The organism is Novosphingobium piscinae (genome assembly GCF_014230355.1).
Lineage (GTDB): Bacteria > Pseudomonadota > Alphaproteobacteria > Sphingomonadales > Sphingomonadaceae > Novosphingobium > Novosphingobium piscinae.
In genome coordinates, this window is sequence record NZ_JACLAX010000003.1 from 187,144 (window position 1) to 211,594 (window position 24,451).

The window sequence follows — 24,451 nt, forward strand, 5'->3', positions numbered from 1 at the left end:
CCTAGCGTTACCACCGCCGCCGTGCAAGGCGCCTCCCTCAGGCCGGGACAACACCATAGAAACGGAGCCTTTCAGCGACAGCGGAAGGCGCATCCGATGACCAACCAGACTTTGCTCGCACGCCGCTCCAGCGCGGTCCCTCGCGGGGTGGCCACGGCTACGCCGGTTTACGCGGCGCGCGCCGAGAATGCCGAAATCTGGGATGTCGAAGGCAAGCGCTACATCGACTTCGCCGGTGGGATCGCGGTGCTCAATGTCGGGCATCGCCATCCTCGAGTCCTGGCAGCGGTGGAAGAGCAGCTGCGTGCCTACACCCATACCGCGTTCCAGGTGATGGCCTACGAACCCTACATCGAACTGGCCGAGCGGCTGAACGCCATCGCTCCGGTGGAAGGGGCTGCCAAGACCATCTTCTTCACCACGGGCGCCGAGGCGACCGAAAATGCGGTGAAGATCGCGCGGGCGGCCACTGGTCGCCCGGGGGTCATCGCCTTTGCCGGCGGCTTCCACGGCCGCACGCTGCTGTCCTCGGCCATGACCGGCAAGGTCAATCCCTACAAGCGCGGGCTCGGGCCCTTCCCGGCAGAAATCTATCACCTGCCCCTGCCCTCGCCCTCCAACGGCGTGACGCTCGACGAGACGCTGCGGGCGATGGACTTCCTCTTTGCCGCCGACATCGAACCGGAGCGCATCGCGGCGTTCATCATCGAACCGGTCCAGGGCGAAGGCGGTTTCCACATGCCTGATCCCGAGTTGTACCAGGTGCTGGCGCGTCTGCGCGAGCAGTACGGCATCATGATCATCGCCGACGAGGTCCAGTCCGGCTTCGCCCGAACCGGCAAGATGTTCGGCATCGAACACCAGCCGGTGCGTCCCGACCTGATCACCATCGCCAAGTCCTTGGCCGGCGGTTTCCCGCTGGCCGGGGTGATTGGCCGGGCCGAGGTGATGGATGCCATCGGCCCCGGCGGGCTGGGCGGAACCTATGCAGGATCGCCGGTCGCCGTGGCGGCCGCGCTGGCCGTACTGGACGTCATCGCCGAGGAAGAGTTGATCGGGCGGGCCAACCACATTGGCGCGCGGATCCGTGCGGCGGTGGAAGCCGCGGCCGCACGCAACGACACGGTGGAGATCACCGGACTGCGTGGCCCCGGCGCGATGATCGCCTTCGACGTGCCGGACCCGGCCGGCGTGCCTGACGGTACAACCGCAAAGCGCGTCGCCGCCGCCGCCCTGGAACGCGGTCTGGTCCTGCTGACCTGCGGCACGCGCGGCCAGACGATCCGCATTCTGGTGCCGCTGACGGCCAACGACACGATCCTTGACGAAGGTCTGGCGATCATGACCGATGCGCTGGTCAGCGTGGCCGAGTTGGCATGATGGCTCCCGCCCGCGCGCCGATCGCATCTCAGCCCCTGCTGCGCGATGCGGCCTTCATCGACGGCGCATGGGTCCACGGCTCGCGCACCCTCGATGTGACGAACCCGGCCGATGGATCGGTGATAGGGCAAGTCCCGTTGATGGGGGCGAACGAGGCGCGGTTGGCGGTGGACGCCGCACACCGCGCCCAGGGCCCCTGGGCCGGGCTGAGCGGCAAGGCCCGCAGCGACATCCTGCGGCGTTGGGCCGAGCTCATGCTGGACCAGCGGGAGGCGCTGGCCCGGCTCATGACAGCCGAACAGGGCAAGCCGCTGCCCGAAGCAGCCGGTGAGGTTGCCTATGCGGCAAGCTTTCTCGAATGGTTTGCCGAGGAGGCCCGCCGCGTCACCGGGGCGCTGCTGACGCCCCATGCCACGGACCGCCGCCTGCTCGTCCGCAAGAGCCCGGTCGGGGTGGTCGCCGCGGTGACGCCGTGGAACTTTCCGCTCGCCATGATCACGCGCAAGGCCGGGCCGGCTCTCGCGGCCGGCTGTACCTTCGTGGTCAAGCCATCGGAGCTGACCCCGCTCAGCGCCCTGGCGCTGGCCCGCCTTGGCGAGGAAGCGGGCCTGCCGCCGGGCGTGTTCAACGTGATCATGGGCGATGCGCCAGCCATCGGCGACGTGCTGACCGGCGACAAGCGGGTGCGCAAGTTCACCTTCACCGGCAGCACGGCGGTCGGCAAGGAGCTGGCGGCGCGCTGTGCCGCCACGGTCAAGCGGGTGTCTCTGGAACTGGGCGGCAATGCCCCGTTCATCGTTTTCGACGATGCCGACATCGATGCCGCGATCGAGGGCGCGGTGGCGTCGAAGTTCCGCAATGCCGGACAGACCTGTGTGTGTGCCAACCGTATCCTCGTGCAGTCGGGTGTCCATGACGAGTTCGCCGCCCGTCTGGCCGGCCGGGTGCGTGCATTCCGGGTGGGCCCGGGCCTGGCGGGTCCGACCGATCAGGGTCCGCTCATCGATGCGCGCGCGCTGGCCAAGGCCCAGGTGCATGTCGAGGACGCCGTCGCGCGCGGCGGCCGGCTGCTGACAGGCGGCACGCCGCTGACCGACGGCGCGCTGGTCCGCGGCCATTTCTTCGCGCCGACCGTGATCGCCGACGTGCCAGCAGATGCCTTGCTTTGCCGCGAGGAGACATTCGGCCCGGTGGCGGGCATCGTCCGCTTCGAAACCGAAGAGGAGGCAATCCGCCTGGCCAATGACACCGATGCCGGTCTTGCCGCCTATGTCTACACCCGCGATCTCGATCGCAGTTGGCGCGTTCCCGAAGCGCTCGATTACGGGATGGTCGGGCTCAACACCGGGCTGATCTCCACCGAGGTGGCACCGTTCGGCGGGGTCAAGGAATCGGGGCTGGGGCGTGAAGGCTCGTCGTTCGGCATGGACGACTATCTCGACATCAAGCTGACCTGCGTCGGTCTGGGCGCCTGAAGCGCAGCCGGCGCCGGGACTGGGCCCGGCGCCGCAACCCGGGCCGGCCACCCCGAGCACATGGCCTGCGGCGGGCCGTGCTGAGCGGCGCGCGGCCCGCGCGCCGCCACGGACATCGGCTTCCGGCGCTATGCCGCCTCTTCGAGCATGGCGTGCAGCAGAACGTCCGCCCCGGCGGCGAGGTCAGCTGCGGTCGCCGCTTCCGCCTCGTTGTGGCTGAGCCCGCCGGCACAGGGCACGAAGATCATCGTGGTCGGAGCGAATTGCGCGGTGTGCAACGAATCATGCCCCGCCCCACTGACGATCTCCATGCAGCTGTGACCGAGGCGGCGGGCCGCCGAGACCACCCGTTCCACCAGTCTTGCGTCGAACGCGGTGGCGGGCATGTGCCAGACCTGGGCGGTCTGCCCGAAGATGCCGTGGGCGGCACACTCGCGCTCGACCAGGGCGTGCAACCCGGCCACCATGGTTTCGAGTGTAGCGGCATCGGGATGGCGGATGTCGATCGAAACGACCACCCGCGCCGGCACCGTATTGCGCGAGCCGGGCTCCACCCGGACATCGCCGATCGTGGCCCGGCCCCACGGCCCGTTGGCCCGGGCCAGGGCGAAGGCTCCGGCCATGACCGGTACCGCCGCCGACCAGGGATCGCGGCGCATCTCCATCGGCGTCGGACCGGCATGGCAGGATAGCCCTTCAAAGGTGATATCGAACCAGTAGGCGCCCTGGATACCGGTCACAGCGCCAATCGTCAGGCCTTCCTTTTCCAGGATCGGGCCCTGCTCGATATGGGCCTCGAACATGGCCGCATAGGGCCGCGGTGCGGCGGGACGGCTCCCCAGGTAGCCGATACGCTCCAGCTCGTCCCGGAAGCGCAGGCCGGCCTTGTCCTCGACGGCATAGGCGAAATCGCGGGTGTAGGTGCTGCTGACCACGCCCGAACCGAGCATGGCCGGGGCAAACCGGCAGCCCTCCTCGTTCGTCCAGACCGCCACCTCTACCGGAGCGCGGGTCACCACCGCATTCTCGTTCAGAACCCGCAGCACCTCGAGACCGGCCAACACCCCGTAGACGCCATCATACTTGCCGCCGGTTGCCTGGGTATCGAGGTGGCTGCCAGCCAGCACTGCGGGCGCATCCCGGTCGGTGCCGGGACGCTGTGCAAAGATGTTGCCGACCTCATCGATCTCGATCGTGCATCCGGCCTCACGCGCCCATCGCACGAACAGATCGCGCCCCTGCCGGTCAAGGTCGGTGAGCGCCTGCCGGTTGCAACCACCGGCCGACGTTGCGCCGATCCGGGCCATCTCTTCAAGCGCCGACCACAGGCGGTCGGAATTCACGCGCAAGGCAGCAACGTCCACGTCTGATTACTCCGGGATTGAAGGCCCAATTGGTCCGATCCCATGCCCGGGTTCAAGCCACCCCGAGAGGGTACATGCCCTTGGGTACCGATAACCCGTGGGGGGGACTTTGCCTGATCACCGTGCTCGCCCAATCAGGCACCAAGACCTGCTGCCACCGGAGCAATACAATGGCCATCCACACTGCCACCCTCGCCGATACGGTCCGCAACGACCGGCCGGAAGATCTTGCCTGGCAGGCGGACAAGAACCACTTCATCCATCCCTATACCGACTTCACCACGTTCGAGCGCGAAGGCAGTCAGGTGATCTCCGAAGCCTCCGGCGTCACCGTGACCGACACGGACGGTCGGACCTACATCGACGCCATCGCCGGACTGTGGTGCATCAACCTCGGCCACGGACGCACCGAGATTGCCGATGCCATGGGCAAGCAGGCGAGCCGACTGGCCTATTTCAACACCTTCGGACACTCTACCAACGTTCCGGCATCGCTGCTGGCGGCTAAGCTCGCCGAGCGCGCACCTGGGCCGCTCAACCACGTGTTCTATTCCACGGGTGGTTCGACCGCGAACGACACCGCCGTCCGGCTGATCCACTACTATTTCAACCGGCTGGGCAAGCACGCCAAGAAGAAGATCATCTCGCGCAACGACGGCTATCATGGCTCGACCTATTTCGCGTCCGCCCTGACCGGCATCCATGGCGTCCACCTCGGGTTTGACCGGATCTCCCAGGACATTGTCCACCACGTGTCCGCCGCCAACCTTTACCGTCGCCCCCAAGGCATGGACGAAGCGCAGTTCTGCGACTTCCTGGTCGATGAACTGCAGCAGCGCATCCATCAGCTGGGCGCCGAGAACGTTGCGGCCTTCATCGCCGAGCCGGTGATGGGGGCCGGGGGCGTGCTGGTCGCTCCGGCGGGATACCATCGGCGCGTGGCGCAGATCTGCCGCGAGAATGAGATCCTCTACATCGCCGACGAGGTCGTCACCGGGTTCGGACGGCTCGGCCACTGGTTCGCCTCGGAGGACCGGTTCGGCCATGTCCCCGATGTGATCGTCAGCGCCAAGGGGATTTCGTCAGGCTATTGCCCCCTCGGCGCCACGCTGTTCTCCGATGCGATTCACGACGTCATCGCCGTGCCCCAGGCGCCAGGGGGCCTGCTCTCCCACGGATTCACCTATTCCGGCCATCCGGTATCCTGCGCTGCGGCCCTCGCCACGATCGACATCATCGAGCGGGATAACGTGCTGGGCCATGTCCGCGAGGTCGGACCCTACCTGCAGGCCCGGCTGAAGGAACTGATGCGTCACGAGGTGGTCGGCGACGTGCGCGGCGATCACCTGATGGCGGGAATCGAGCTCGTCCGCGACCGCGCTGGCCGGGTGAATTTCGCCCCGGAGCTGGGCGCGGCGCACAAGGTCTTCACCGCCGCCCGCAAGCGTGGCGTGATTGTTCGTCCCGTGGGCAACGTGATCGTGCTGTCGCCGCCGCTGGTGCTCGGCAAGGCCGACATCGACCGCATCGTCGATACCTTGCACGAAGCCCTCGCCGAAGTCAGCCCGGCGCTGCTGGCCGGCTGATCCGCTCCTCAAGACCTCGGCGAATGACCATGTCCGCGAACATCACGCTGCAAGACGCCCCCGCCCACGCGCCTGGCCCCGAGGCTGCCGCTTTCATCGCCCGTCGCCACGGGCACTATATCGACGGGCGCTGGCACTACGGGGATGAGACCTTCGCGGTCGAGGACCCTGCCGACGGGCGTGAGATCGCGCGCGTCGCGCGGGGGCGCAGCAAGGACGTGGACATGGCGGTCCGCGCTGCCCGCCGGGCCTTCGAGCAGGGCGAATGGCCCAGCCTGACCCCGGCGGAGCGGGCCAGGCGGATCTGGCGGCTGGGCGAGCTGATCGATCGGCATGCCGACGAGCTCGCCGAGATCGAAGCCGCCGACAACGGCAAGCCGTTCAACGAGGCCCGGGCGGGTGACGTGGCCTTCTCGGCCGAGCTCTGCCGCTACATGGCGGGATGGTGCACGCGCCTGACCGGACAGTCTGTGCCGCTCTCGCAGGATGCGCCGTTCCATGCCTATACGGTGCGCGAGCCGGTGGGTGTCTGCGCGCAGATCGTACCGTGGAACTTCCCGTTCATGATGGCCATCTGGAAGGTCGCACCCGCGCTCGCGGCGGGCTGCACGATCGTGCTGAAGCCCGCGGAACAGACTCCGCTCACGGCGCTGCGGCTGGCCGAGCTGGTCGAGGAGGCCGGCGTTCCCGCGGGGGTTTTCAATGTCGTCACCGGCTTCGGCGACGAGGCCGGGGCACCTCTGGCGGCACATGGCGATGTCGACAAGGTGGCCTTCACCGGATCGACCGCCGTGGGCCGCAAGATCCTGGCCGCGGCCGAAGGGAACCTGAAGAAGGTTTCGCTCGAGCTGGGCGGCAAATCGCCGATGATCGTTCTTGCCGATGCGGATCTGGACCGGGCCATTCCCGCGATTGCGTCAGGCATCTTCTACAACGCCGGCCAGACCTGCACGGCTGGAACCCGGCTCTACCTGCACAGCTCGGTGGCCGACGAGGTCCACGAACGTCTCGTCGCAGCCGCCCGTACCATCCGGGTCGGACCCGGACTGGACCGGTCGAGCACGATGGGCCCGCTGGTCTCGGCCGAACAGATGCGCAAGGTGCTCGGCTACGTCGAGGCAGGCGTGAAGGATGGAGCGCGGCTGCTTTGCGGTGGTGGGCGCGTCGGCCAGGCCGGATACTTCGTGGCGCCGACCATCCTGGCGGGAACGACCCCCGGCATGTCGGTGGTCCGCGAGGAGATCTTCGGGCCGGTGCTGGTGACCCGGACCTTCGAGGACGAAGAGGCGCTCGTCGCCGAGGCCAACGATAGCATCTATGGCCTCGCCGCCAGCATCTTCACCCGCGACGTCAGCGCCGCCCATCGCCTCGCCCGGCGGATCAGGGCCGGAACGGTGGGTGTCAACACGCACCACGTCATCGACCCCGCCCTGCCCTTCGGCGGGTTCCGCCAATCCGGCTGGGGCCGCGAAATGGGGTGGAACGCGATCGAGCTCTACACCGAGACAAAATCGATCGCCGTAGCGCTCTGAACCCGGTCAAATCGCCTTGCGGAAGAACATCGCGAAGACCTCGCGCGCGCTGGTCGTACCGAGCTTCTTGTTGATCCGCTTGCGGTAGACCTTCACGGTTTCGGGGCTGATGCCGAGTTCCCGCCCGATCAACTTGTTCGAATAGCCACGCAGCAGACGGTCGGTCACCTCGACCTCCCGGCCAACCAGTCCGTGGACCCGGCACAGGGTCGCCAGGTTCTCGCTAGGGGTGACCGTGAGGGTCGAGAGCCCGGCCCAGTGTCGGCGGACCACCGGCAGCAGGCACGGCAAGATCATCTCGAGCTCCTCCAGGCGGCCGGGAGGGTGTTCGGGCGAGCGGATCCCGAGCATGGCGACGATGCAGATCGTGCTACTCAACCGGATGAATATGCCGCATTCGTCGCGCAGGCCCGTGGCGGCGTAGTAGTTTCGATAATAGTCGCTATCGTGGAAGCCGTCCGGCAGGTGCTCCTCATGCCGGTAAACCCCGTCGGAAACCTGTTCGCGGGCCATGTTGTACCACGGGTCCAGCAGATAGGTGTTGTCAAAGTAGGGACGCAGCGTGGTCTCTTCGTCCTCGGGCTGCAGGTTGCTGAACAACCGGACCGGGCGGCCGGATTCGGGAAAGGCCGCGATCACGGTCGTCTCGTAGGCGCCCAGTTCCTGCACCAGCCGCGCGAGGGCTCCGGCAAAATCGCTACCGCCCAGGGCCTCAAGCACCTCGGCCAGCAGCGCGAAGGCCCGGCCGTCGCGCGGCCGCGGATCGTGCTGCACCGCAGCTTCGGTTGCCGGGACACCCGGCGCACCGCCCGTGCCAGCCTCGCCGGGTTGGCCCATCTTCCCAGTTTCCCTTTGCCCGTGTCCAGCCGGCGCAGCCTAGCCAGCCACGCGGCGCGGTGCAAACCATCCCCGAGCGATTCTCGCCCGACCTGCGGTCTGCCTAGGCGAGCGCCTCGCGCGCCCGGTCGGCCACGTCATGGCCGACCAGCCCGTAGATCACGCCCGCACCCAACCATGCCAGCCCCACCGTCAAGGCCAGCGCCGACAGGTTGAACCACAGCCAAAGCGTGGCAGCAAAGCCCAGTCCGGGAACGACGGCCATGCCCACCACCCGCACAGGGGAACGATCGGGCGCGGCCAGCGCATCGAGCCGCGGCACCGCCAGGTTGACCAGAGAGAACGCGAACAGCGCGCCAAAGCTGATCAGCGACGCCAGCGTGTCGAGCGTCACGAAGAGCGCGGCGACCGACAGCAGCGCGACTACCAGGGTGGCCCGCACCGGCGTCTGGAAGCGCGGACTGAGCACCCCGAACAGCGAGGTCGGCAGTACCCTCTCGCGCCCCATCACGAACAGCACGCGCGCCACGCTGGCCTGCGCCACCAGCGCAGACGCGAGACAACCACTGACATAGGCGGCAAGGAAAAACGCCGACATGACCGGTCCGAGCGGTTGCATCAGCTCCAGACCGGCGCTGTCCGATGCCCGGATCATCCGCCAGTCGGGCAACAGACTTGCCCCGGCATAGGCCAGAGCAATGAAGATCGCGCCCCCGATCACGGTGGTGAGCATGATTGCGCGGGGCACCGTGCGGACCGGGTCACGCGCTTCCTCCGACAGCGTCGACACCGCATCGAAGCCCAGGAACGATAGGCACAGCACGGCCGCCCCGGCGAAGACGCCCGGCCAGATCGCCGGTTCGGCCACGAACGCCCCCGCAGTCAGCACTGCACCGGGGTGCGCAAAGGCAGCCACCACAAACACGGCCGCAAAGATCAGTTGGAACACGACCAGACCCACGCTGGCCCGGCGCACGAAATCGACCCCCACCACGTTCAGGGCGGTGACCAGACCGATGGCCGCGAGCGACCAGACCGCCGGTGCGACCGCTGGAAACCGGGCGCCAAGATAGATCCCGAGGATCAGATAGTTGATGGCCGGCAACAGGACGTAGTCGAGCAGCAGCGTCCAGCCGGTGATGAATCCGACCCGCCGTCCGAACGCCGCGCCGGCATAGCTGAACGCCGACCCCGCCACGGGCACCCGGCGAACCAGCCTGGCATAGCTGGCTGCCGTGAACAGCATGGCCAGGCTGGTGACCACATAGGCCAGCGGGACATGGCCCTCGGTGAGCTTGCTGACCGTTCCGAATGTCGTGAACACGGTCAGCGGGACCAGGTAGGCAAGTCCGAACATCACCAGCGACCAGGTCCCGAACACACGGCGCAGAGCCGTGGGTTCGGACCTGGTTGGGGCACCGGCGGAGGCGTCGGCCGCGACGGTGCCCACCTCAGACTCCGCGCGTTGCCACGTCGGACCCGCCACTCACTGACGCCAGCTTGCCGTGATGCCCACGGTCCGCGGACGGATCGTGGAGGCGGTGTAGACCAGTCCACCGATCTGTGCCGCCGAGCCCAGCACCGGTGCCGCGTTGGTCACGTTGTTGACGAAGATCGACACGTCCGCTTTCCCGATCAGCACGCCGGCGCGCAGGTTGACGGCCGTATAGGCCTGGTCGGGCCGCAGCAAGGGATTGTAGAGCGGTGAGGCGCGATCCGTGGCCGCCTGGGCGCGGGCCTCGCTGAAGTAGCTGGTATCGGCGCGCAGGTAGTAGTCCTTGAAATAGTACTCGCTCACAAAGGTCAGCGTCCACGGCCGGTTGGCCGCAATCGCCGAGTTTGCGGGAAAGAGCGACACATTGCCCGGGGTCACGACCGCACCGTTGTAGTCGGCCTTGTTGTAGGACACGTTCGTCCCGAGCCGCAGCCCCTCGACCGGCTCGACATTCAGCGCCAGATCGAAGCCGCGCGAGGTGGCATCGCCCAGATTGTCGACGAAGCCATAGAGGCAGTTGGGCAGGAACACCGAGTTCTGGATGTTCGACCACTTGATCAGGTAAGCGCTGGCGTCGACGGTCATCCGGCCGCCGAACAGCTTGTTCTTCGCGCCGACTTCGTAGCTCCACACCGAGTCCGACTTGTACGACACCGGCTGGGCGCTGTTGCCGTTGCCATCGACATAGCCGGTCAATGCCAGGTCTGGTCCGCAGAAGTTGGCCGGAACCTTGGCGGAGACGCCCGCTGGCCGGAACCCCTTGGAGATCGAGGCGTAGAACAGGTCATTGTTGGTCGCCTGCCACGAGATGCCGAACTTCGGAGTGAAGGCTGTCTCGCTGTTCTTCAGACCGATCGTGTCCTGATAGAGCGGCGTGAACACCCCGGTGCCCGGGGTGCAACCACCGGCCGTGGGACAAGGGAAACCCAGCGGCGGGTTGTCGTTGTTCAGCGGCCCGCGGAAGATGCCATTGTACTTCAGAACGTTGTGCGCGACACGAGCACCCAGCGTCAGGGTCAGTTCGGGAGTGGCCCGGAAATCGACCTGCGCAAAACCGGCGTACTGCTCCTCATCGATCTTGCGGTCCTCCGAATAGGAGCCGCCGCCCGGCAGCTGGGGCACACCCAGCGCATTGACGATCGCGCTGGTCCCCGGACCGAACGGGCTACCGCCGGCTGCCGCACCAAACACGACGGGCAGTCTGTCGACGAAGTTGTTGAAGATGTTCTGCTGGGCAGTCTGCTTATTGGACGAGAAGAACCCGCCAACCACCCAGCGCAACCGCGCCGAGGGATTGGATGACTGCAGGCGAACCTCCTGCACAAAGTTCTTCTGGCCCACTTCATACAGCGACGCGGACTTGTACCCGATCGGCGGCGACCGGAAGCCACCGAACTGGAAGGTATCGATCAGGGTGAAGTCCAGCCACTTGCGGTTGCTGCGGTCGAAGAACGACGTGCTGCTGATCAGATCCGCACCGCCCAGTTCCGCTTGCGCGTTCAGGGCATAGAGCACGAACTCGTCGGTGGCATTTTCCGTGTCAGGCGCAGAGATGTCGGTGAACGCCGCGTTGGTGGCCGGCGAGCCCTTGCTGAACACCACGCGATTGAAAATCTTGTTGTTGACGTCCGATGCGCCCGGCCAGAACACGTTGGCGCCGTCATTCTGGCGGGTCCGCTGATAGCTGATCGACGGCGTGAGTGACAGCCACTCGGTGGGGCGGAATTCGACCGCCAGACGGGCGTTCAACGCGTCGTCCGAGTTCGTGTCCTCTCTCACCGTGCGGGTCTGCCTGAAGTTGATCAGGTTGCCGTTAGGATACTGCGCCACCGCGCCGGCGACCGGCGTATAGGTGCCTTCAACCGCGTCGATGAAACCGCCGTTCTTGCGGAAATAGACACTGGCCCGAAACGCAAGGCGATCGGCGATCAGCGGCCCGCCAACAGCCACGCCGGCTTCGTAGGTCTCGCTGCCCTTGTCGGTGCTCGCCAGTTCGCTGCGGGCATAGACGCTCCACGCGTCCATGTTCGGTGCGGCCTGGATGAAGCGGACGGTACCACCCTGCGATCCAGCCCCGAACAGGGTCCCTTGCGGCCCGCGCAGCACCTCGATCCGCTCGAGATCGAACACTTCTGGGAAGGCCGAGCCAGCCCCGTAGCCTTCGTTGCGGACCTGGATGGGGGTTTCGTCGATGTAGATGCCCGTCACACCGGCGCCCGCACCCGACGTGATGCCGCGGATCGAAATCACGTTCGATCCGGTGATCCCACGATTGAGTGCCAGGCCGGGGGTGAAGCGAACAATGTCGTCGACCTTGCGCACGCCGTCGCGCTGGAGGGTTTCATTGTCGAACGCCGAGATGCTGATCGGCACCTTGGAAATGGCCTGCGACTGCCGGGTGGCCGTGACCGTGATCTCTTCGACCACCTCGGCTTCATCGCTGGGCGCGGCCTGGGCGTAGGCCTGGGGCGCGAGACCCAGAATAGCGACCAATGCAACGCTCGAAGCCAGGCTGCGCATGTAGACTACGTTTTTCATGAATAAAAACCCCCATGCCCGCAGTCGATCTTTTGATCGCACTGCAGACTGTCATTACGATGACATGATTGAACCCTATCCTGCGCGGTACTCAAGTAACCCCTGAGGGGTATTGGACTCAGTTATTCGAGCGAGGCCTCCCGGTCTTGGCCCAGAGGCCCTTGTCGTAAACCACGGAACCGCCCACCATCGTGAGCAGGACCTGGTTCTCCGCCAGGGTCGCCTCGGGCACCGTGAGGACATTGCGCTCAAGCACGATGAGGTCAGCCAGTTTCCCCGGTTCGAGCGAACCGATGCGGTCCTCGGCATGCAGCGCATAGGCACCGTCGATGGTGATCGAGCGGAGCGCCTGCACGCGACTGAGGCCCGGCGCGCGGTTGAGCCGACCGGCAAATTCGGCGGGCGTGTCGCGGCCACCGGCGCGGGTGATCCCGCCTTTCAGGGCAAGCCAGTAGTTCATCCGGTCAACCGGCCAATCGCTGCCATAGACCACCCGGGCGCCGGATCCGGACAGCTTGTCGAACGGCTCCATGCGCTCGAACCGCTCCGGCCCCAGTTGATTCTTCGCCCCGGTCACCGAGTTCGGGCCGGGGATGCTCCACTGGTAGGACATGACCGGAATGGCGCCGACCGACTTGAAGCGCGGCAGATCGACCGGTTCGACCAGTTCGGCGTGGGCAATCGCAGGGCGGAAGGTGGCCGGAGCCCCGGCCGCGCGGACCTGTTCCAGCGCATCGAGGGTGTACTTGACCGCACGGTCGCCAATCGCGTGGATGTGAGGATCGATCCCGGCCTGCGCGAGACCCGCCACGATATCGCGCAGCTTCGCGGTTTCCATGTAGATCGGGCCGCGATTGGTGCCTGGCCCCCACGTGATCGCGGCATGGCCGGCCGCGTCATGATCGTGGCCCAGCCCGGACTGCGGCACCCAGTACGGCTCGACCAGGGCGGCGGTCTGGGCCGGCGCCTGGATCACCCCGTCCATGACCAGCTTGACATGGTCGACCCGGATCGTGGGCAGCGTCCGCTCCGACGGCCGATCGAATGCCTGCCGCACCGCGACCGCATCGGCGACGAGCTTGGCCGGATCGCTCTCGCTGCGGGTGTCCAGCAGATAGGCCACGTGCACGCGCGCGGTCAGCTTGCCGCTGTCGAGCAGCTCGGCATAGAGCGGCAGCTTGTCGCGGGTGGCGAGCGCATCGAGGAAGGTGGTCACGCCGGCCTGCCCCATGGCCTGGAAAGCCGCGGCCAGATCGCGCCGATCGTCCTCGGGCGCTGGCGGCGGCATCACCTTGAACAGGAATCCGATCGCGGCGTCCTCGAGGATCCCGGTCGCCTTGCCCGCCTGATCCCGAATGATCGCGCCTCCGGCCGGGCTCTGCGTGGTATCGTCGATGCCCACCAGCTCCAACGCACGGCTGTTCAACAGAACCGAATGCAGATCGCGGTTGGTGACTGCAATCGGCCGGCGCGTACGGAGCTTGTCCAGCGTCCGGCGATCGGCCTCGGTTCCAGCGGGCTGCATGTACTGTCGGTACCAGCCCACCACATTGAGGATCGTATCGTCGGACGCTTGAGGTTCGGCATCAAGACAGGCCTGGATCCGCGCCAGGAACTGCGCCTCGGTCAGCGGACTGTATTCAAGGTTGCAACTGCGCAGCATGCGCCCGCCGTTGAAGGGATGGATATGGCCATCAATCAGCCCGGGCATGGCCATGCGTCCGCGCAGATCAACGACCTTGGTGGCCCGGCCTGCCAAGGCGCGGATCTCGCGGTTCGACCCCACCCTGACCACCCGACCGTCGCGGATCGCGATGGCCTGGCGGACGCTGTTGCGCGCATCGGCAGTGAAGATCGCGCCATTTACCAGAATGGTATCGGCTGGCGCCGGCCGGCTGGGGGCCGCCGCGACCTTGCCGGCCGGAAGGATCAGGCAGCCGGCCAACAGGGCAAAGGTGCTAAGGGTTCTCATTGACCAAGACCCTCGGTCTGATGGACGATCTTGCCGCCAACCATGGTCAGCAGCACGCGGTTTTCGGCGAGTTCCTCTTCCGGCATGGTCAGGAAATCGCGCTCCAGTACGATCAGGTCGGCCAGTTTGCCGGGTTCGATCGATCCGACCTCGCGCTCGGCGTGAAGTGCCCAGGCGCCGTCGATCGTGATCGAACGCAGCGCTGTCTTTCGCGCCAGACCATCGGCGGCATTCAGGCGGCCACGGAACTCCGGTACGGCATTGCGCCCACCGGCGCGGGTCACCCCGGCCTTCAGCGCCAGCCAGTAGTCCATCCGGTCTACCGGCCAGTCGCTGCCGTAGACCACGCGCGCCCCGGCGGCATCGAGCTTGTCGAACGGCTCCATGCGCTCGAACCGCTCCGGCCCGAGGTAGTTCTTGGCGCCGGTAACCGAGTTCGGCGCCGGAATGCTCCACTGATACGACATGACCGGAACGGCGTTCAGCGTCTTGAACCGTGCATAGTCGGCGGGCGCGACGAGCTCGGCATGCGCGACGGCCGGACGGATGCGGTCATCGGGCACCACCTTGCGGACGGCCTCGAACGCGTCGAGCGTCACCTTGACCGCACGATCGCCGATGGCGTGGACGTGGGGTTCGATGCCGACCCTGGCCAGCCCGACGGTGATGTCAGTCAACTGCTGGGGTTCAAGATAGATTGGACCATAGCGGTCCCCCGGACCCCAATTGGGATGATCGTGGTCCCCGTGGTTCTTCCAGTAGGGCTCGATCAGGCCAGCGGTCTGGGCCGGCGCCTGGATCACGCCGTCCATCACCAGCTTCGCGGTGTGGACACGCAGTGCGGGCACGGGGCCGGTCGCCGGAGTGTCATAGCGGTCGCGCAGGTCGCGCACGCGGGCGACAACCTGCTCGGCCGTCTCGCCCTTGCGGGGCGACGCACCGATCGCGGCGTGGACGCGCAGGGTCAGCTCGCCGCGGCGCGCCAGCTCCTGATAGACCTTCAGGCCGGGCTCGGTCATGTAGGCATCGAGAATCGAGGTTACCCCGGCCTGCGCCAGGGCCTTGAGCGCGGCGCGGCCATCGGCGACGGTGGCCGCCTCGACCCCGCCGGTCCCGGACTTCGCCGTGACCAGCCGGGCCGCCGCATCCTCCAGAATGCCGGTGGCGCGGCCTGTCGCATCCCTGGTGATGCTGCCGCCGGGCGGGTTGGGCGTGGCATTGTCGATCCCGGCCAGCTCGAGTGCGCGCGAATTGACCAGCGTGGAATGCCCGTCGCGGTTGGTCACCACGACCGGTCGCGAGGTTCTGAGCCGATCCAGCACGTCGCGGTTGGGATCGGTACCCGCCGGCTGCATGTACTGTCGATACCAGCCAACGACCGACAGCGGCTCGGTCGCCGGGGCATTCGGCTCGCGGTCGAGGCAGGCCTGGATCCGTGCGAGGAACTGCTCCGTGGTGAGTGGCAGGTACTCAAGGTTGCACAACTGCAACTGCGCACCGCCGCCCAGCGGATGGACGTGACCGTCGACGAACCCGGGCATCAGCACCCGGCCTTTGAGATCGATCACCCGGGTCTGCGCGCCCGCCATGGCCTTGGCTGCCGCATTCGTTCCGACATAGACGATCCGCCCGTCCCGGACCGCCACGGCCTCGGCGGTCCGGTCCTGCCGGTCGAAGGTGAGCACCTTGCCCGAGAGGAAGACCGCGTCGGCGGCCGCGACGGCTTCCGCCAGTGCGGAACCCGACGACAGCAAGGCGAGCCCGGCGATGACCGATTTGAGCATGATCTTCTCCTGCGACAGCATGATTGCGCGGCTCATCGCCACCAGGGCTGGCCAATTTCGCGGGTGGCATTGGTGCCGCAATGGATTTCGCCACCGATGATATGGTGGGACAGCCAGTCGTCGACGAAGGTGGTCTCTATGCCCTGCGCGGCGTAGGCCTTGGCCACGGCGGCCTCGAGGATGTCGACCCCGCCGATCAAGGGTCCCCATTGCCGCGGCGCGATGTAATGCGTCCGGTCAATCAGCAGTCCGTTCACCGGTGCCGGGAAATGGGCGATCAGTTCGCCCGGCCCGTAGGTGATGTTTTCCGGCGGCAGCAAGGCACCTTCGGGCAGCGATCCGGCAGGCGGGGCAGAAGCCTTGTGCGCCACGGTGTTGACGAAACCATGGAAGTCACTTTCCAGAAATAGCCCCGGTACCCGCACGACCTCGCTATCGCTCACCCCGGTTTCCGCCTGCAGGATCGCGAGGTTCAGGGCAATCTTGCGCCGCGCCAGCTCGTTCAGGCGAAGCCAGTCGGCGTCGCCCAGCAGCTCATCGATCGTGCGGGGCGGGACATCGGCACGCGAACTGGCGCTGACCTTGCCATGGCCTGCGGCGCTGGCCTGGCGCAGCAGCGCCAGCGCCGAATCGACGTCCTTGACCGCGATGGTCCAGCCGCGGGCATTGTTCGCGGGAATGAACTGCACGAACTCATCGACATGCCCGATCGCCAGCCATGAGGTGTCGAGAACGATCGGCGCCTGCACCTGTTGCGCAGCGAAGAACTTCACCCAATCCGCATGCGGTGCCACGCCGTCGCCCGCATCGCCGTAGACGACCCGGCCGACCGGGTAAGCCTTTCCACCCAGCTGGTAGGGCGGAGCCGTCTCAAGATTCCCAAAGGAATCAACCTGGTGATAGCCCTGCCCACCAAGCTGGACGACACCCATGCCCGGCCCGCGCAGATCGAACAGACGACGCCCGGCGGCCCGCCCTGGCTGGGACGAGCGGATGGCAATGCGGATCGTCTTCTGGCCACCGCCGGGCGCTGGCATGCTGGCGTAGCCGAACTCGACAAAGTCCTGTGCCCAATTGTCGTTGGTCTGGATGCGCGTGATCGGACGATCAAAGCCGGCCTTGCTCAGGGCCGCCTGCATGTCGGCCATGAATCTCTGATGCGGCGCATAACGGCCGCTGTCGGGCCCGAAGATATCAACCGCGCGCTGCAGGTGGTTGTGGATCACCACCGGCGCCACCCGCATGGCCACCTGATCCTTCCGGGTGGCGCCGCGATCGGTGACACGGAACTCCAGCACCACCCGGCCATCCCATTTCCCCGAATCGCGGGCGACATCCCTTGCATCGACCCCCAGTTCGAGCCCGGCGGCCAGATCGCGGGACGAAATGGTAGCCCCATGGCCGATCGACACCCAGCGCTTGCCCTGCTTCCAGAACACGCGAACCTTGTCGGCACCGGCCCCCACCGGCACGATCTGCCCGCCGGCCTTCGCCGAAAGGCCCGCGATCGGCATCGTGCGCACGGGGGCGAACAGGTCAGGCGCCCGCGGGACATCGCCTTGCGCATCGTTGCACTCTTCAAGCGCCGCATCGGACACGCTGTCGGATGCGCCAGGGCAACGCTTGGCGCTGTCACCAATGTTCGGCAGCAGAATGGCCCCGTGCGTCGCGGTCCACTCGGTTTTCCCGGCGCGGTCGGCTGCGGTGACGACACCATCGCGGTTGCTGTCAGCCAGAATCTCAACCGCAGCGTCGGTCTGCGCATGGCCCGCCGACGGAACCAGCACGGCCGTGACCGCACAGGAAGCCGCCGTCGACAGCCATCGCTTGGAGGAGTGGTGCATCGTTCTTCTCATTGCTGATGTGCGCCAGTGAGACGCGAGACATGCTGGCAGGTTAGGCAGACGCGTCCGAATGGCGAGTACCCTTGGCGGGGTACATCGGACGCTTAGCGGGCGCGGAACGGCCTGCGCCTGCTTGCAGGAAGACCCGTGGTGACGACGGGTTGCCCGCATGCCATCAAAGCGACTGATTCCACGCAGCGGCGGACTGGCTGGCCACCATCGAGGCCACCGCCGACACAGCACCGCGCGGCGGCCGCTGGCCGGGAGCTGGCGCTCTTGTCCCCGATCGCCGCGGTCCCTGCTGGTGATGCACGAACAGGGGCGCCTTGCCGATGGCGCGCTTCCAGCCCAAGCGCTGGAAGCGTTGCCCATTCAGGTCCGTGGGTATGCTGCTTGTGGTAGAATGGTGAGCCCTGCTGGGTTCGAACCAGCGACCTACTGATTAAAAGTCAGTTGCTCTACCGACTGAGCTAAGGGCCCGGACGCAAGCGTCGGAGGACCCCGCGCTTAGGCAGCGCGCGGGGGGCGGTCAAGCGGGCATGAAGGTGGCGCAGGGTCAGCCCGGTCACGGGATCGCGCCAGTCGGCGGCGACGGCGCGGGCGGGCGTGAGCACGAAGGCGCGGTCGCGAAAGTGGCGGTGCGGGATGACCAGGTGCCGGTCGGTCCAGCAACCTCCGCTCCACAGCACGATATCGAGATCGAGCACCCGCGCGGACCAGGCCTGACCCCGGCGGCGGCGGCCGAAGGCGGTCTCCACCTGCTGCAACCGCGCCAGCAGCGCCGCCGGGGCGAGCGGGCTCGCGACGCGCATCGCGCCGTTGGCATAGGTGCGCCGCGAAGGCCCGAGCGGAACGCTCGCCAGCCAGGGTGAGACCGCCTCGATTGTGAGCCCGTCTCGGACCAGCGCCTGCACCGCCGCGGCCAGGGTCCGGCGGGGAGAGCCGTGGCGAGGGTGCCAGCGGTTCGCCCCAAGGGCGATCACGTAACGGTGAAGCCTGCCCGGGCCGGTCGCGGCGGGCTCAGATGTCCTGGCAGAGCCGGCCATAGAGCTCGGGTCGGCGGTCGCGGAAAAAGCCCATGCCGGCGCGATGCCGGGCGGCGCGGGCGAGATCGAGCCGGGCGACCAGCACCCCGCTCTCTCCGGCTCCGAACGCGGCGACCAGATCGCCCCATTCATCGGCGATGAAGCTGTGCCCATAGAAGCGCTGGTCGCCTTCGGTGCCGATCCGGTTGGCAGCGACCACCGGCATGCAGTTGGACACCGCATGGCCCTGCATCGCCCGGCGCCACATCCGGCTGGTGTCAAGCCCCTCGTCATAGGGCTCCGACCCGATCGCGGTGGGGTAGAACAGCACTTCAGCGCCGTGCAGCGCCATGACCCGGGCGCACTCGGGAAACCACTGGTCCCAGCAGATCCCGACGCCGATGCGCGTGCCGAACACGTCCCAGACCTTGAACCCGTCGTTCCCCGGGCGGAAGTAAAACTTCTCCTCGTACCCCGGACCATCGGGGATATGGCTCTTGCGGTAGGTTCCCAGGATCGTCCCGTCGGCGTCGATCATCGCCAGGGTGTTGTAGTAGTGATGACCGTCACGCTCGAAGAAGCTGGTCGGGATCGCCACCCGCAGCCGCGCCGCCAGTGCCTGCATTGCCCGCACCGAGGGGTGCTCGGCAGTGGGGCGGGCCAGGGCGAACAGGCCCTCGTCCTCCTCGCGGCAGAAGTAGGGGCCGGAGAACAGCTCGGGCGGCAGGACGACCTGCGCGCCCTCTGCCGCGGCCTGCTCGATCAGGGCGGACACGGCGGCGATGTTCGTGGCCTCGTCGGACGAGCTGAGTGGCAGCTGCAGGGCGGCAACGGTCAGTGCGGTCATGCCGACCAACTACGGTGCCGGCGCGGCCGAGTCCACTGCCCGGCGCACGGGACGGCGGCGGCGCTCAGCGCCGCTTGGCGAAGATCAGCGTCATCCGGTCGCTTTCGCCGATCGCCTGGTACTTCGCGCGATCCTTGTCCTTCAGCGTCAGACTGGGCGGCAGGGTCCAGACCCCGTCAGGCCAGTTGGCGGTGTCCTTGGGGTTGGCGTTGACCTCGCTCTTGCCGACCAGACGGAAGCCATGCGCCTCGATCAGGGCGATCACGTCGGCCTCGCGCATGTAGCCCTTGGTTCCGAGCGTGTAGTCGGCCGGGGCATCGGGCTTGGCGCGATGCTCCTCGATGCCCAGCAGGCCATCGTCCTTGAGCATGGCGCGGATCGCCGCCAGATCGTTGGTCAGCAGGTTGCCGGGCCACATGTTGTGGACCTCGCGCATGATCATCACGCGGTCGACCTGGCCCTTGAGCGAGTCCGGTACAGCATCGAGCGTGAAGGCCGCGATGCGCTCGGCCGGGACGCCGGTCCAGCCGGCGGCGCTGGCCGGGAAGCGGGTGGCGAAATCACCATAGCGCTTGCGCAGACCCTCGCCGGCGCCGGCCAGGCTGGGGCCGATGCCGATGTAGCGGCCCTGTTCGCCGAGGTAAGGCACCAGGATCCGTGTGTACCAGCCACCCGAGGGCATGTAGTCGGCCACGGTCATGCCCGGCGCGATGCGGAAGAAGGCGAGGGTTTCGGCGGGGTGACGCCAGGAATCGCGTGCCCGGTCCTGATCGCGACGCGGATCGGCGAGCACAGCAGCCATGCGGGCATCGCTGCGGGCACTTGCGCCGCCCTGCGCCGTCGCCGGGGCGACGGTCAGCAGCATGGCCGGACCAAGAGCAGAGGCGGCGAGCAGCGGCAACAGCGAACGGGCAACCTTGCGCATCGTGAACTCCCGGGGTGATTCTTGCCAAGGGTGCTACCCTAGGCCGGGCGCGAGCGATGACAACCGGTCCCTTGATCCCTATCTCCCGCGACACCCAGTCGGGGCACACGGCTCCGCAGAAAGGATCGGACGAATGGCGCAGGCAATTGTGGCGGGCGGATGCTTCTGGTGCACCGAGGCGGTGTTCCGCGACGTGATCGGCGTGAGCGAAGTGGAAAGCGGCTATATCGGCGGCACGCTCGCCAACCCCACCTACAAGCAGGTCTGCTCGGGCGCCACCGGCCACGCCGAAGCCATCCGCGTCACCTTCGATGCCGAAGTCCTGTCCTATGCCGAACTGCTCGACATCTTCATGGCAACGCACGATCCGACGCAGCTCAACCGACAGGGCAACGATATCGGCACCCAGTACCGTTCGGCGATCTTCCCACTCGATGCCGACCAGCGCGCCGAGGCCGAGGCCGCCATTGTCCGCGCGCAGGAGGACCGCGCCCAGCCGGTCGTGACGACGATCGAGGGACCAGCCCCGTGGTACCCGGCCGAAGACTACCACCAGGACTACTGGGAAGGCGAAGGCCAGCGCAATCCCTACTGCCTCGCGGTGATCCCGCCCAAGCTCCAGAAGCTGCGCAAGAGCTTCGCCGCGCGGGTGAAAAGCTAGGACGCACTCGACCCCGGATGCGTCGTGCCGGCGCAGGCTGGCACGACCGGGATCGGACAATGGCTGCCGGCCTACCCTGCCTGCCAGCGCGCGACGAAGAACCCGTCCAGCCCGCCCTCGGCCGCCAGCATGCCCGGATCAGTGCGCAGCCAGCCCTGGGGCGTCGGCGCAATCCCGACGGGTAGCTCGTCGGGACGGATCGGCTCGATGGCCAGCCCCAGCCCCGCCGCGACGTCCTCACCCTCCTCGCGCTCGAGCGAGCAGACCGCGTAGACCAGCCGACCGCCGGGGGCGAGCCAGCCGGCAGCGCGGTGCAGCAGGTCGCGCTGCAGCGCGGCCATGTCAGCGATCTGGCCGCGGGTGATGCGATGCAGCACGTCGGGGTGGCGGCGGCAGGTGCCCGTCGCGGTGCAGGGCGCGTCGAGCAGGATCGCGTCATAAGGCCCCGCCGGAGCCCAGTCGCGCACGTCGGCCACCACCACGTCGGCCGAAAGTCCGCAGCGAGCGAAGTTCTCGGCCATGCGCTCGAGCCGGCGAGCGCTCGAATCGACCGCGGTGACCGTCCAGCCGGCAGCGGCGAGTTGGAGCGCCTTGCCGCCCGGGGCGGCGCAGAGGTCGAGCGCGCGGCCCGCGCCGCGCGGCGCGCCGAGCAGCCGCGCGGGCAGGCTGGCGGCGAGATCCTGGACCCACCAGCCGCCGTCGGCGAACCCGGCAAGCCGTTCGATCGCCTCGCCGCGGGGCAGCCGCAGGTGACCGGGCAGCAGCGTCTGGCCGCCCAGCCGCGCCGCCCAGTCCGCGGTCGCGGCCGCATCGCGCAGGGTCAGGTCGAGCGGCGGTGGCACGGCCAGGGCGGCGGCGATGTCCCCCGCCCGGATGCCCCACCGTGCCGCCACAGCGGCCGGGAGGCTGGGGTGCGTCGGCAACTGCGCCTCGCGCCGGCCGAGCGTGGCGAAGACCCCGTGGGCCAGCCGCTTCGGTCCGCCGCTCAGCAGCGGCAGCGCCGTCGCCACCACGGCATGGGGCGGCGTGTCGAGCCGCAGCCACTGGGCCAGCATCAGGCGCAGCACCGCCCGCGGCTTGGCGTCGTCCGGCAGGGGATCCCGCGTGGCACTGTCGATCAGGGCATCGAGGTCGGGCAGCCAGCGCAGCGCCTCGGCGGCGATGGCGCGGGCGAGCGCGCGGTCGGCCTCGCCGCTAACCCCCTGCACCGCGTTGTGCCCGGCCTGGTCCAGCGTCTCGCCCCGGCGCAACACGGCATCGAGCAGGCGCAAGGCGGCGCGGCGGGCGGGGAGACCGGGAATATCCATCGGCCTGCCTCTAGAGACGATTGCCAAGCGGCGCCAGCGCGCCCATCTGGGGTCCATGACCGAGCGTGCCACCCAGCGTCCCAAGGACTTCGTCAAGCCCGCGCACTGGAGCAGCGAGCCTGCCCCGGCACCGGTGCCCCCCAAGAACGAACCCGATCCGCGCGGCCTGTCTCCCACCCGCTACGGCGACTGGGAGCAGAACGGGATCGCGATCGACTTCTGAGGCACTCGTTGCTGGCTTGACCTCGGACGGGCCTCAGCCGGCGCCATTCGGGTCGAGTGCCAGATAGTGGCCGGTCAGGCCCGGCGCAGTCACCACATAGGCCTCGGCTGCCGCGATGCCCTGGGCCGAGTCGCCGGACAGCGCATTCACCCGCACCGGCGCCTGCTCGCGGGCCAGCGTGGCCACCGCGGCGCGACGCCAGTCCTCGTGGGCGTGGTCGGCCGGGGCGAAAACCAGGGTGAGATGATCCACTCCGCCTGCCAGTTGGGCCAGGACACGCGGCAGCACCTCAACGTGGAACTGCGAGGCTGCCAGCAGCGGTTCGTCCGGCAGCGGTCCGACAGCGAACAGCATGGCCTCAGCGCCGCTCGCGGTGAAGGGTCATGCCGATCTGCTCGCCGGCCTCGGCGATCGCGAGCTTGACGATCTTGACCGTCACCGCCTCGACCCGCGGATCGCCGACGAACACGGTTTCGCAGATGTGGTCGGCGACCGCCTCGATCAGGGTGAAATGGACCCCGGGCGGCAGTGCCTGGGTGGCCGCGAACTTGAGGTCCATGTAGTTCTTGCTCGCCGCCAGCGGCGTGTCGGGAGCGTAGTGCTCGGCCGGACCGAGCCGTGCCGTGATCGAGATCCGCAGCGGCTGCGGCTGACCGGTCTCCTCCGAATAGATGCCGGTGTGCACGTCGACCACCAGGTCGGCGACTTCAAGGATCAGCGAATCGGAGCGGGCGGGGATCATGGCGCGCCCTTAGCCGCAATTGGTCCAGCGCGCGAAGATCGCGGTCGGCAGCAGCCGGCCGATTGCCGCGCCGGCCGGATCTTCACGCACCGCGAGGTCGCCGTGCTCGATCCGCCCGGGGAGATGGGCCAGCGCCTCGGCCAGCAGTCCGGCGATCGCCAGCGAGCTCATCCGCACCGCATAGACGGTGAGGAACAGATAGCGGCTGTCGGCGTCGAGCAGCCGGCCGCAATCGGCCACGAGCCCGGGCAGATGCTCCTCAAGCCGCCACACCTCGCCCTCGGGCCCGCGCCCGAACTTGGGCGGATCGAGGATGATCCCGTCATAGCGACGCCCCCGGCGCACCTCGCGCGCCGCGAACTTGGCGGCATCGTCGACGATCCACCGAACGGGTCGGTCAGCGAGACCGGCGAGCTGGGCATTCTCGCGCGCCTGGGCGACCGACTTCTTCGAGGCATCGACATGGGTCACCGGTCCATGGGCGGACAGGGCCAGGGTGCCGACCCCGGTGTAGCCGAACAGGTTGAGCGTCTGGGCCGCCGGCTTGCCGGCCAGCTGCCCGCCCATCCAGTCCCACACCGGAGCCATGTCGGGGAAGAAGCCGAGATGACGGAACGGAGTGCAGCTGGCAGTGAAGCGCACGTCGGTCCAGGTGAGCGGCCAGCCGTCGCGCGGGACCTCGCGGTCGAAGCGCCAGCGCCCGCCGCCGTCCTCGTCCGAGCCGGGGACGAATTCGCCATGGGCATCCCAGTCGGGCAGGCGCGGGGCCCACATCGCCTGGGGTTCGGGGCGGATGAAGCGATAGCTGCCATAGCGCTCGAGCTTGCGGCCATGGCCCGAATCGACCAGCCCGTAATCGGCCCAGCCCGTGCCGACCAGCAGCCCCGGCGCCTCGCTCAGCGCGGCCATTGCCG

20 protein-coding genes and 1 tRNA gene are annotated in these 24,451 nt (G+C 67.8%); 6 read left to right on the forward strand and 15 right to left on the reverse strand.

Annotated elements, in window-relative coordinates; all coding sequences use genetic code 11:
- Positions 1-96 precede the first annotated feature (96 nt).
- A complete protein-coding gene (gabT, locus tag H7F53_RS04630; protein ID WP_185678309.1) occupies positions 97-1,380 on the forward strand; it encodes a 4-aminobutyrate--2-oxoglutarate transaminase in 1,284 nt (427 codons plus the stop codon).
- Positions 1,380-2,855, forward strand: coding sequence for an NAD-dependent succinate-semialdehyde dehydrogenase (locus H7F53_RS04635; RefSeq protein WP_185678417.1), 1,476 nt, complete (start codon positions 1,380-1,382; stop codon positions 2,853-2,855). The genes gabT and H7F53_RS04635 overlap by 1 nt, the downstream gene beginning before the upstream one ends.
- A gap of 128 nt (positions 2,856-2,983) precedes the next feature.
- Here H7F53_RS04635 and H7F53_RS04640 read toward each other — a convergent pair whose 3' ends face one another.
- Positions 2,984-4,219, reverse strand: a complete 1,236-nt coding sequence (locus H7F53_RS04640) for a Zn-dependent hydrolase (RefSeq protein WP_343061909.1) — start codon at positions 4,217-4,219, stop codon at positions 2,984-2,986.
- Positions 4,220-4,389: 170 nt separating this feature from the next.
- Here H7F53_RS04640 and H7F53_RS04645 point away from each other — a divergent pair, with 170 nt between their 5' ends.
- Both H7F53_RS04645 and H7F53_RS04650 read left to right on the forward strand, forming a co-directional pair.
- Positions 4,390-5,805 (forward strand): aminotransferase, encoded by a 1,416-nt coding sequence (locus H7F53_RS04645; RefSeq protein WP_185678310.1) that lies wholly within the window; start codon positions 4,390-4,392, stop codon positions 5,803-5,805.
- A 23-nt stretch (positions 5,806-5,828) separates the two neighbouring features.
- On the forward strand, positions 5,829-7,337 hold the full coding sequence (locus H7F53_RS04650) for an aldehyde dehydrogenase family protein (protein WP_246438495.1): 1,509 nt from the start codon (positions 5,829-5,831) through the stop codon (positions 7,335-7,337).
- A gap of 6 nt (positions 7,338-7,343) precedes the next feature.
- Here H7F53_RS04650 and H7F53_RS04655 read toward each other — a convergent pair whose 3' ends face one another.
- The 10 genes from H7F53_RS04655 to H7F53_RS04700 form a co-directional block, all read right to left on the reverse strand.
- Positions 7,344-8,174, reverse strand: coding sequence for a helix-turn-helix transcriptional regulator (locus H7F53_RS04655; protein ID WP_185678311.1), 831 nt, complete (start codon positions 8,172-8,174; stop codon positions 7,344-7,346).
- Positions 8,175-8,277: 103 nt separating this feature from the next.
- The gene (locus tag H7F53_RS04660) at positions 8,278-9,660 is read right to left on the reverse strand and encodes an APC family permease (RefSeq protein ID WP_343061910.1); all 1,383 of its coding nucleotides are present in this window, start codon (positions 9,658-9,660) and stop codon (positions 8,278-8,280) included.
- Positions 9,661-12,207, reverse strand: coding sequence for a TonB-dependent receptor (locus tag H7F53_RS04665; protein ID WP_185678313.1), 2,547 nt, complete (start codon positions 12,205-12,207; stop codon positions 9,661-9,663).
- A 118-nt stretch (positions 12,208-12,325) separates the two neighbouring features.
- Positions 12,326-14,179 carry an amidohydrolase gene (locus H7F53_RS04670; RefSeq protein ID WP_185678314.1) on the reverse strand — a complete coding sequence of 618 codons (1,854 nt, stop codon included), beginning with the start codon at positions 14,177-14,179 and terminating at the stop codon, positions 12,326-12,328.
- Positions 14,176-15,999: an amidohydrolase gene (locus tag H7F53_RS04675; protein ID WP_221773569.1), complete on the reverse strand. Its 1,824-nt coding sequence runs from the start codon at positions 15,997-15,999 to the stop codon at positions 14,176-14,178. Before H7F53_RS04675 ends, H7F53_RS04670 begins: the two co-directional genes overlap by 4 nt.
- The gene (locus tag H7F53_RS04680; RefSeq protein WP_185678315.1) at positions 15,996-17,807 is read right to left on the reverse strand and encodes a protein-arginine deiminase family protein; all 1,812 of its coding nucleotides are present in this window, start codon (positions 17,805-17,807) and stop codon (positions 15,996-15,998) included. The genes H7F53_RS04675 and H7F53_RS04680 overlap by 4 nt, the downstream gene beginning before the upstream one ends.
- 404 nt (positions 17,808-18,211) lie before the next feature.
- A tRNA-Lys gene (locus tag H7F53_RS04685) sits at positions 18,212-18,287 on the reverse strand.
- Entirely contained in the window at positions 18,278-18,853 is a 576-nt protein-coding gene (gene folK / locus H7F53_RS04690; protein ID WP_185678316.1) for a 2-amino-4-hydroxy-6-hydroxymethyldihydropteridine diphosphokinase, read from the reverse strand. The genes H7F53_RS04685 and folK overlap by 10 nt, the downstream gene beginning before the upstream one ends.
- Positions 18,828-19,679: an N-carbamoylputrescine amidase gene (aguB, locus tag H7F53_RS04695; RefSeq protein WP_185678317.1), complete on the reverse strand. Its 852-nt coding sequence runs from the start codon at positions 19,677-19,679 to the stop codon at positions 18,828-18,830. The genes folK and aguB overlap by 26 nt, the downstream gene beginning before the upstream one ends.
- A gap of 64 nt (positions 19,680-19,743) precedes the next feature.
- Positions 19,744-20,604 (reverse strand): class I SAM-dependent methyltransferase, encoded by an 861-nt coding sequence (locus H7F53_RS04700; protein ID WP_185678318.1) that lies wholly within the window; start codon positions 20,602-20,604, stop codon positions 19,744-19,746.
- A 133-nt stretch (positions 20,605-20,737) separates the two neighbouring features.
- Here H7F53_RS04700 and msrA point away from each other — a divergent pair, with 133 nt between their 5' ends.
- Entirely contained in the window at positions 20,738-21,265 is a 528-nt protein-coding gene (gene msrA / locus H7F53_RS04705) for a peptide-methionine (S)-S-oxide reductase MsrA (RefSeq protein WP_185678319.1), read from the forward strand.
- Between the two features lie 71 nt (positions 21,266-21,336).
- On the opposite strand, the gene H7F53_RS04710 is transcribed toward msrA, so the two are convergent.
- Positions 21,337-22,572, reverse strand: a complete 1,236-nt coding sequence (locus tag H7F53_RS04710; protein WP_185678320.1) for an RsmB/NOP family class I SAM-dependent RNA methyltransferase — start codon at positions 22,570-22,572, stop codon at positions 21,337-21,339.
- A gap of 55 nt (positions 22,573-22,627) precedes the next feature.
- Here H7F53_RS04710 and H7F53_RS04715 point away from each other — a divergent pair, with 55 nt between their 5' ends.
- Positions 22,628-22,795 (forward strand): DUF1674 domain-containing protein, encoded by a 168-nt coding sequence (locus tag H7F53_RS04715; protein WP_185678321.1) that lies wholly within the window; start codon positions 22,628-22,630, stop codon positions 22,793-22,795.
- Between the two features lie 33 nt (positions 22,796-22,828).
- Here H7F53_RS04715 and H7F53_RS04720 read toward each other — a convergent pair whose 3' ends face one another.
- From H7F53_RS04720 to H7F53_RS04730, 3 genes are read right to left on the reverse strand one after another with little or no spacing between them, the layout of a single operon-like run.
- On the reverse strand, positions 22,829-23,149 hold the full coding sequence (locus H7F53_RS04720; protein WP_185678322.1) for a Rossmann fold domain-containing protein: 321 nt from the start codon (positions 23,147-23,149) through the stop codon (positions 22,829-22,831).
- A 4-nt stretch (positions 23,150-23,153) separates the two neighbouring features.
- Entirely contained in the window at positions 23,154-23,537 is a 384-nt protein-coding gene (locus tag H7F53_RS04725) for a dihydroneopterin aldolase (RefSeq protein ID WP_185678323.1), read from the reverse strand.
- Positions 23,538-23,546: 9 nt separating this feature from the next.
- The gene (locus tag H7F53_RS04730) at positions 23,547-24,446 is read right to left on the reverse strand and encodes a class I SAM-dependent methyltransferase (RefSeq protein ID WP_185678324.1); all 900 of its coding nucleotides are present in this window, start codon (positions 24,444-24,446) and stop codon (positions 23,547-23,549) included.
- Between the last annotated feature and the right edge of the window lie 5 nt (positions 24,447-24,451).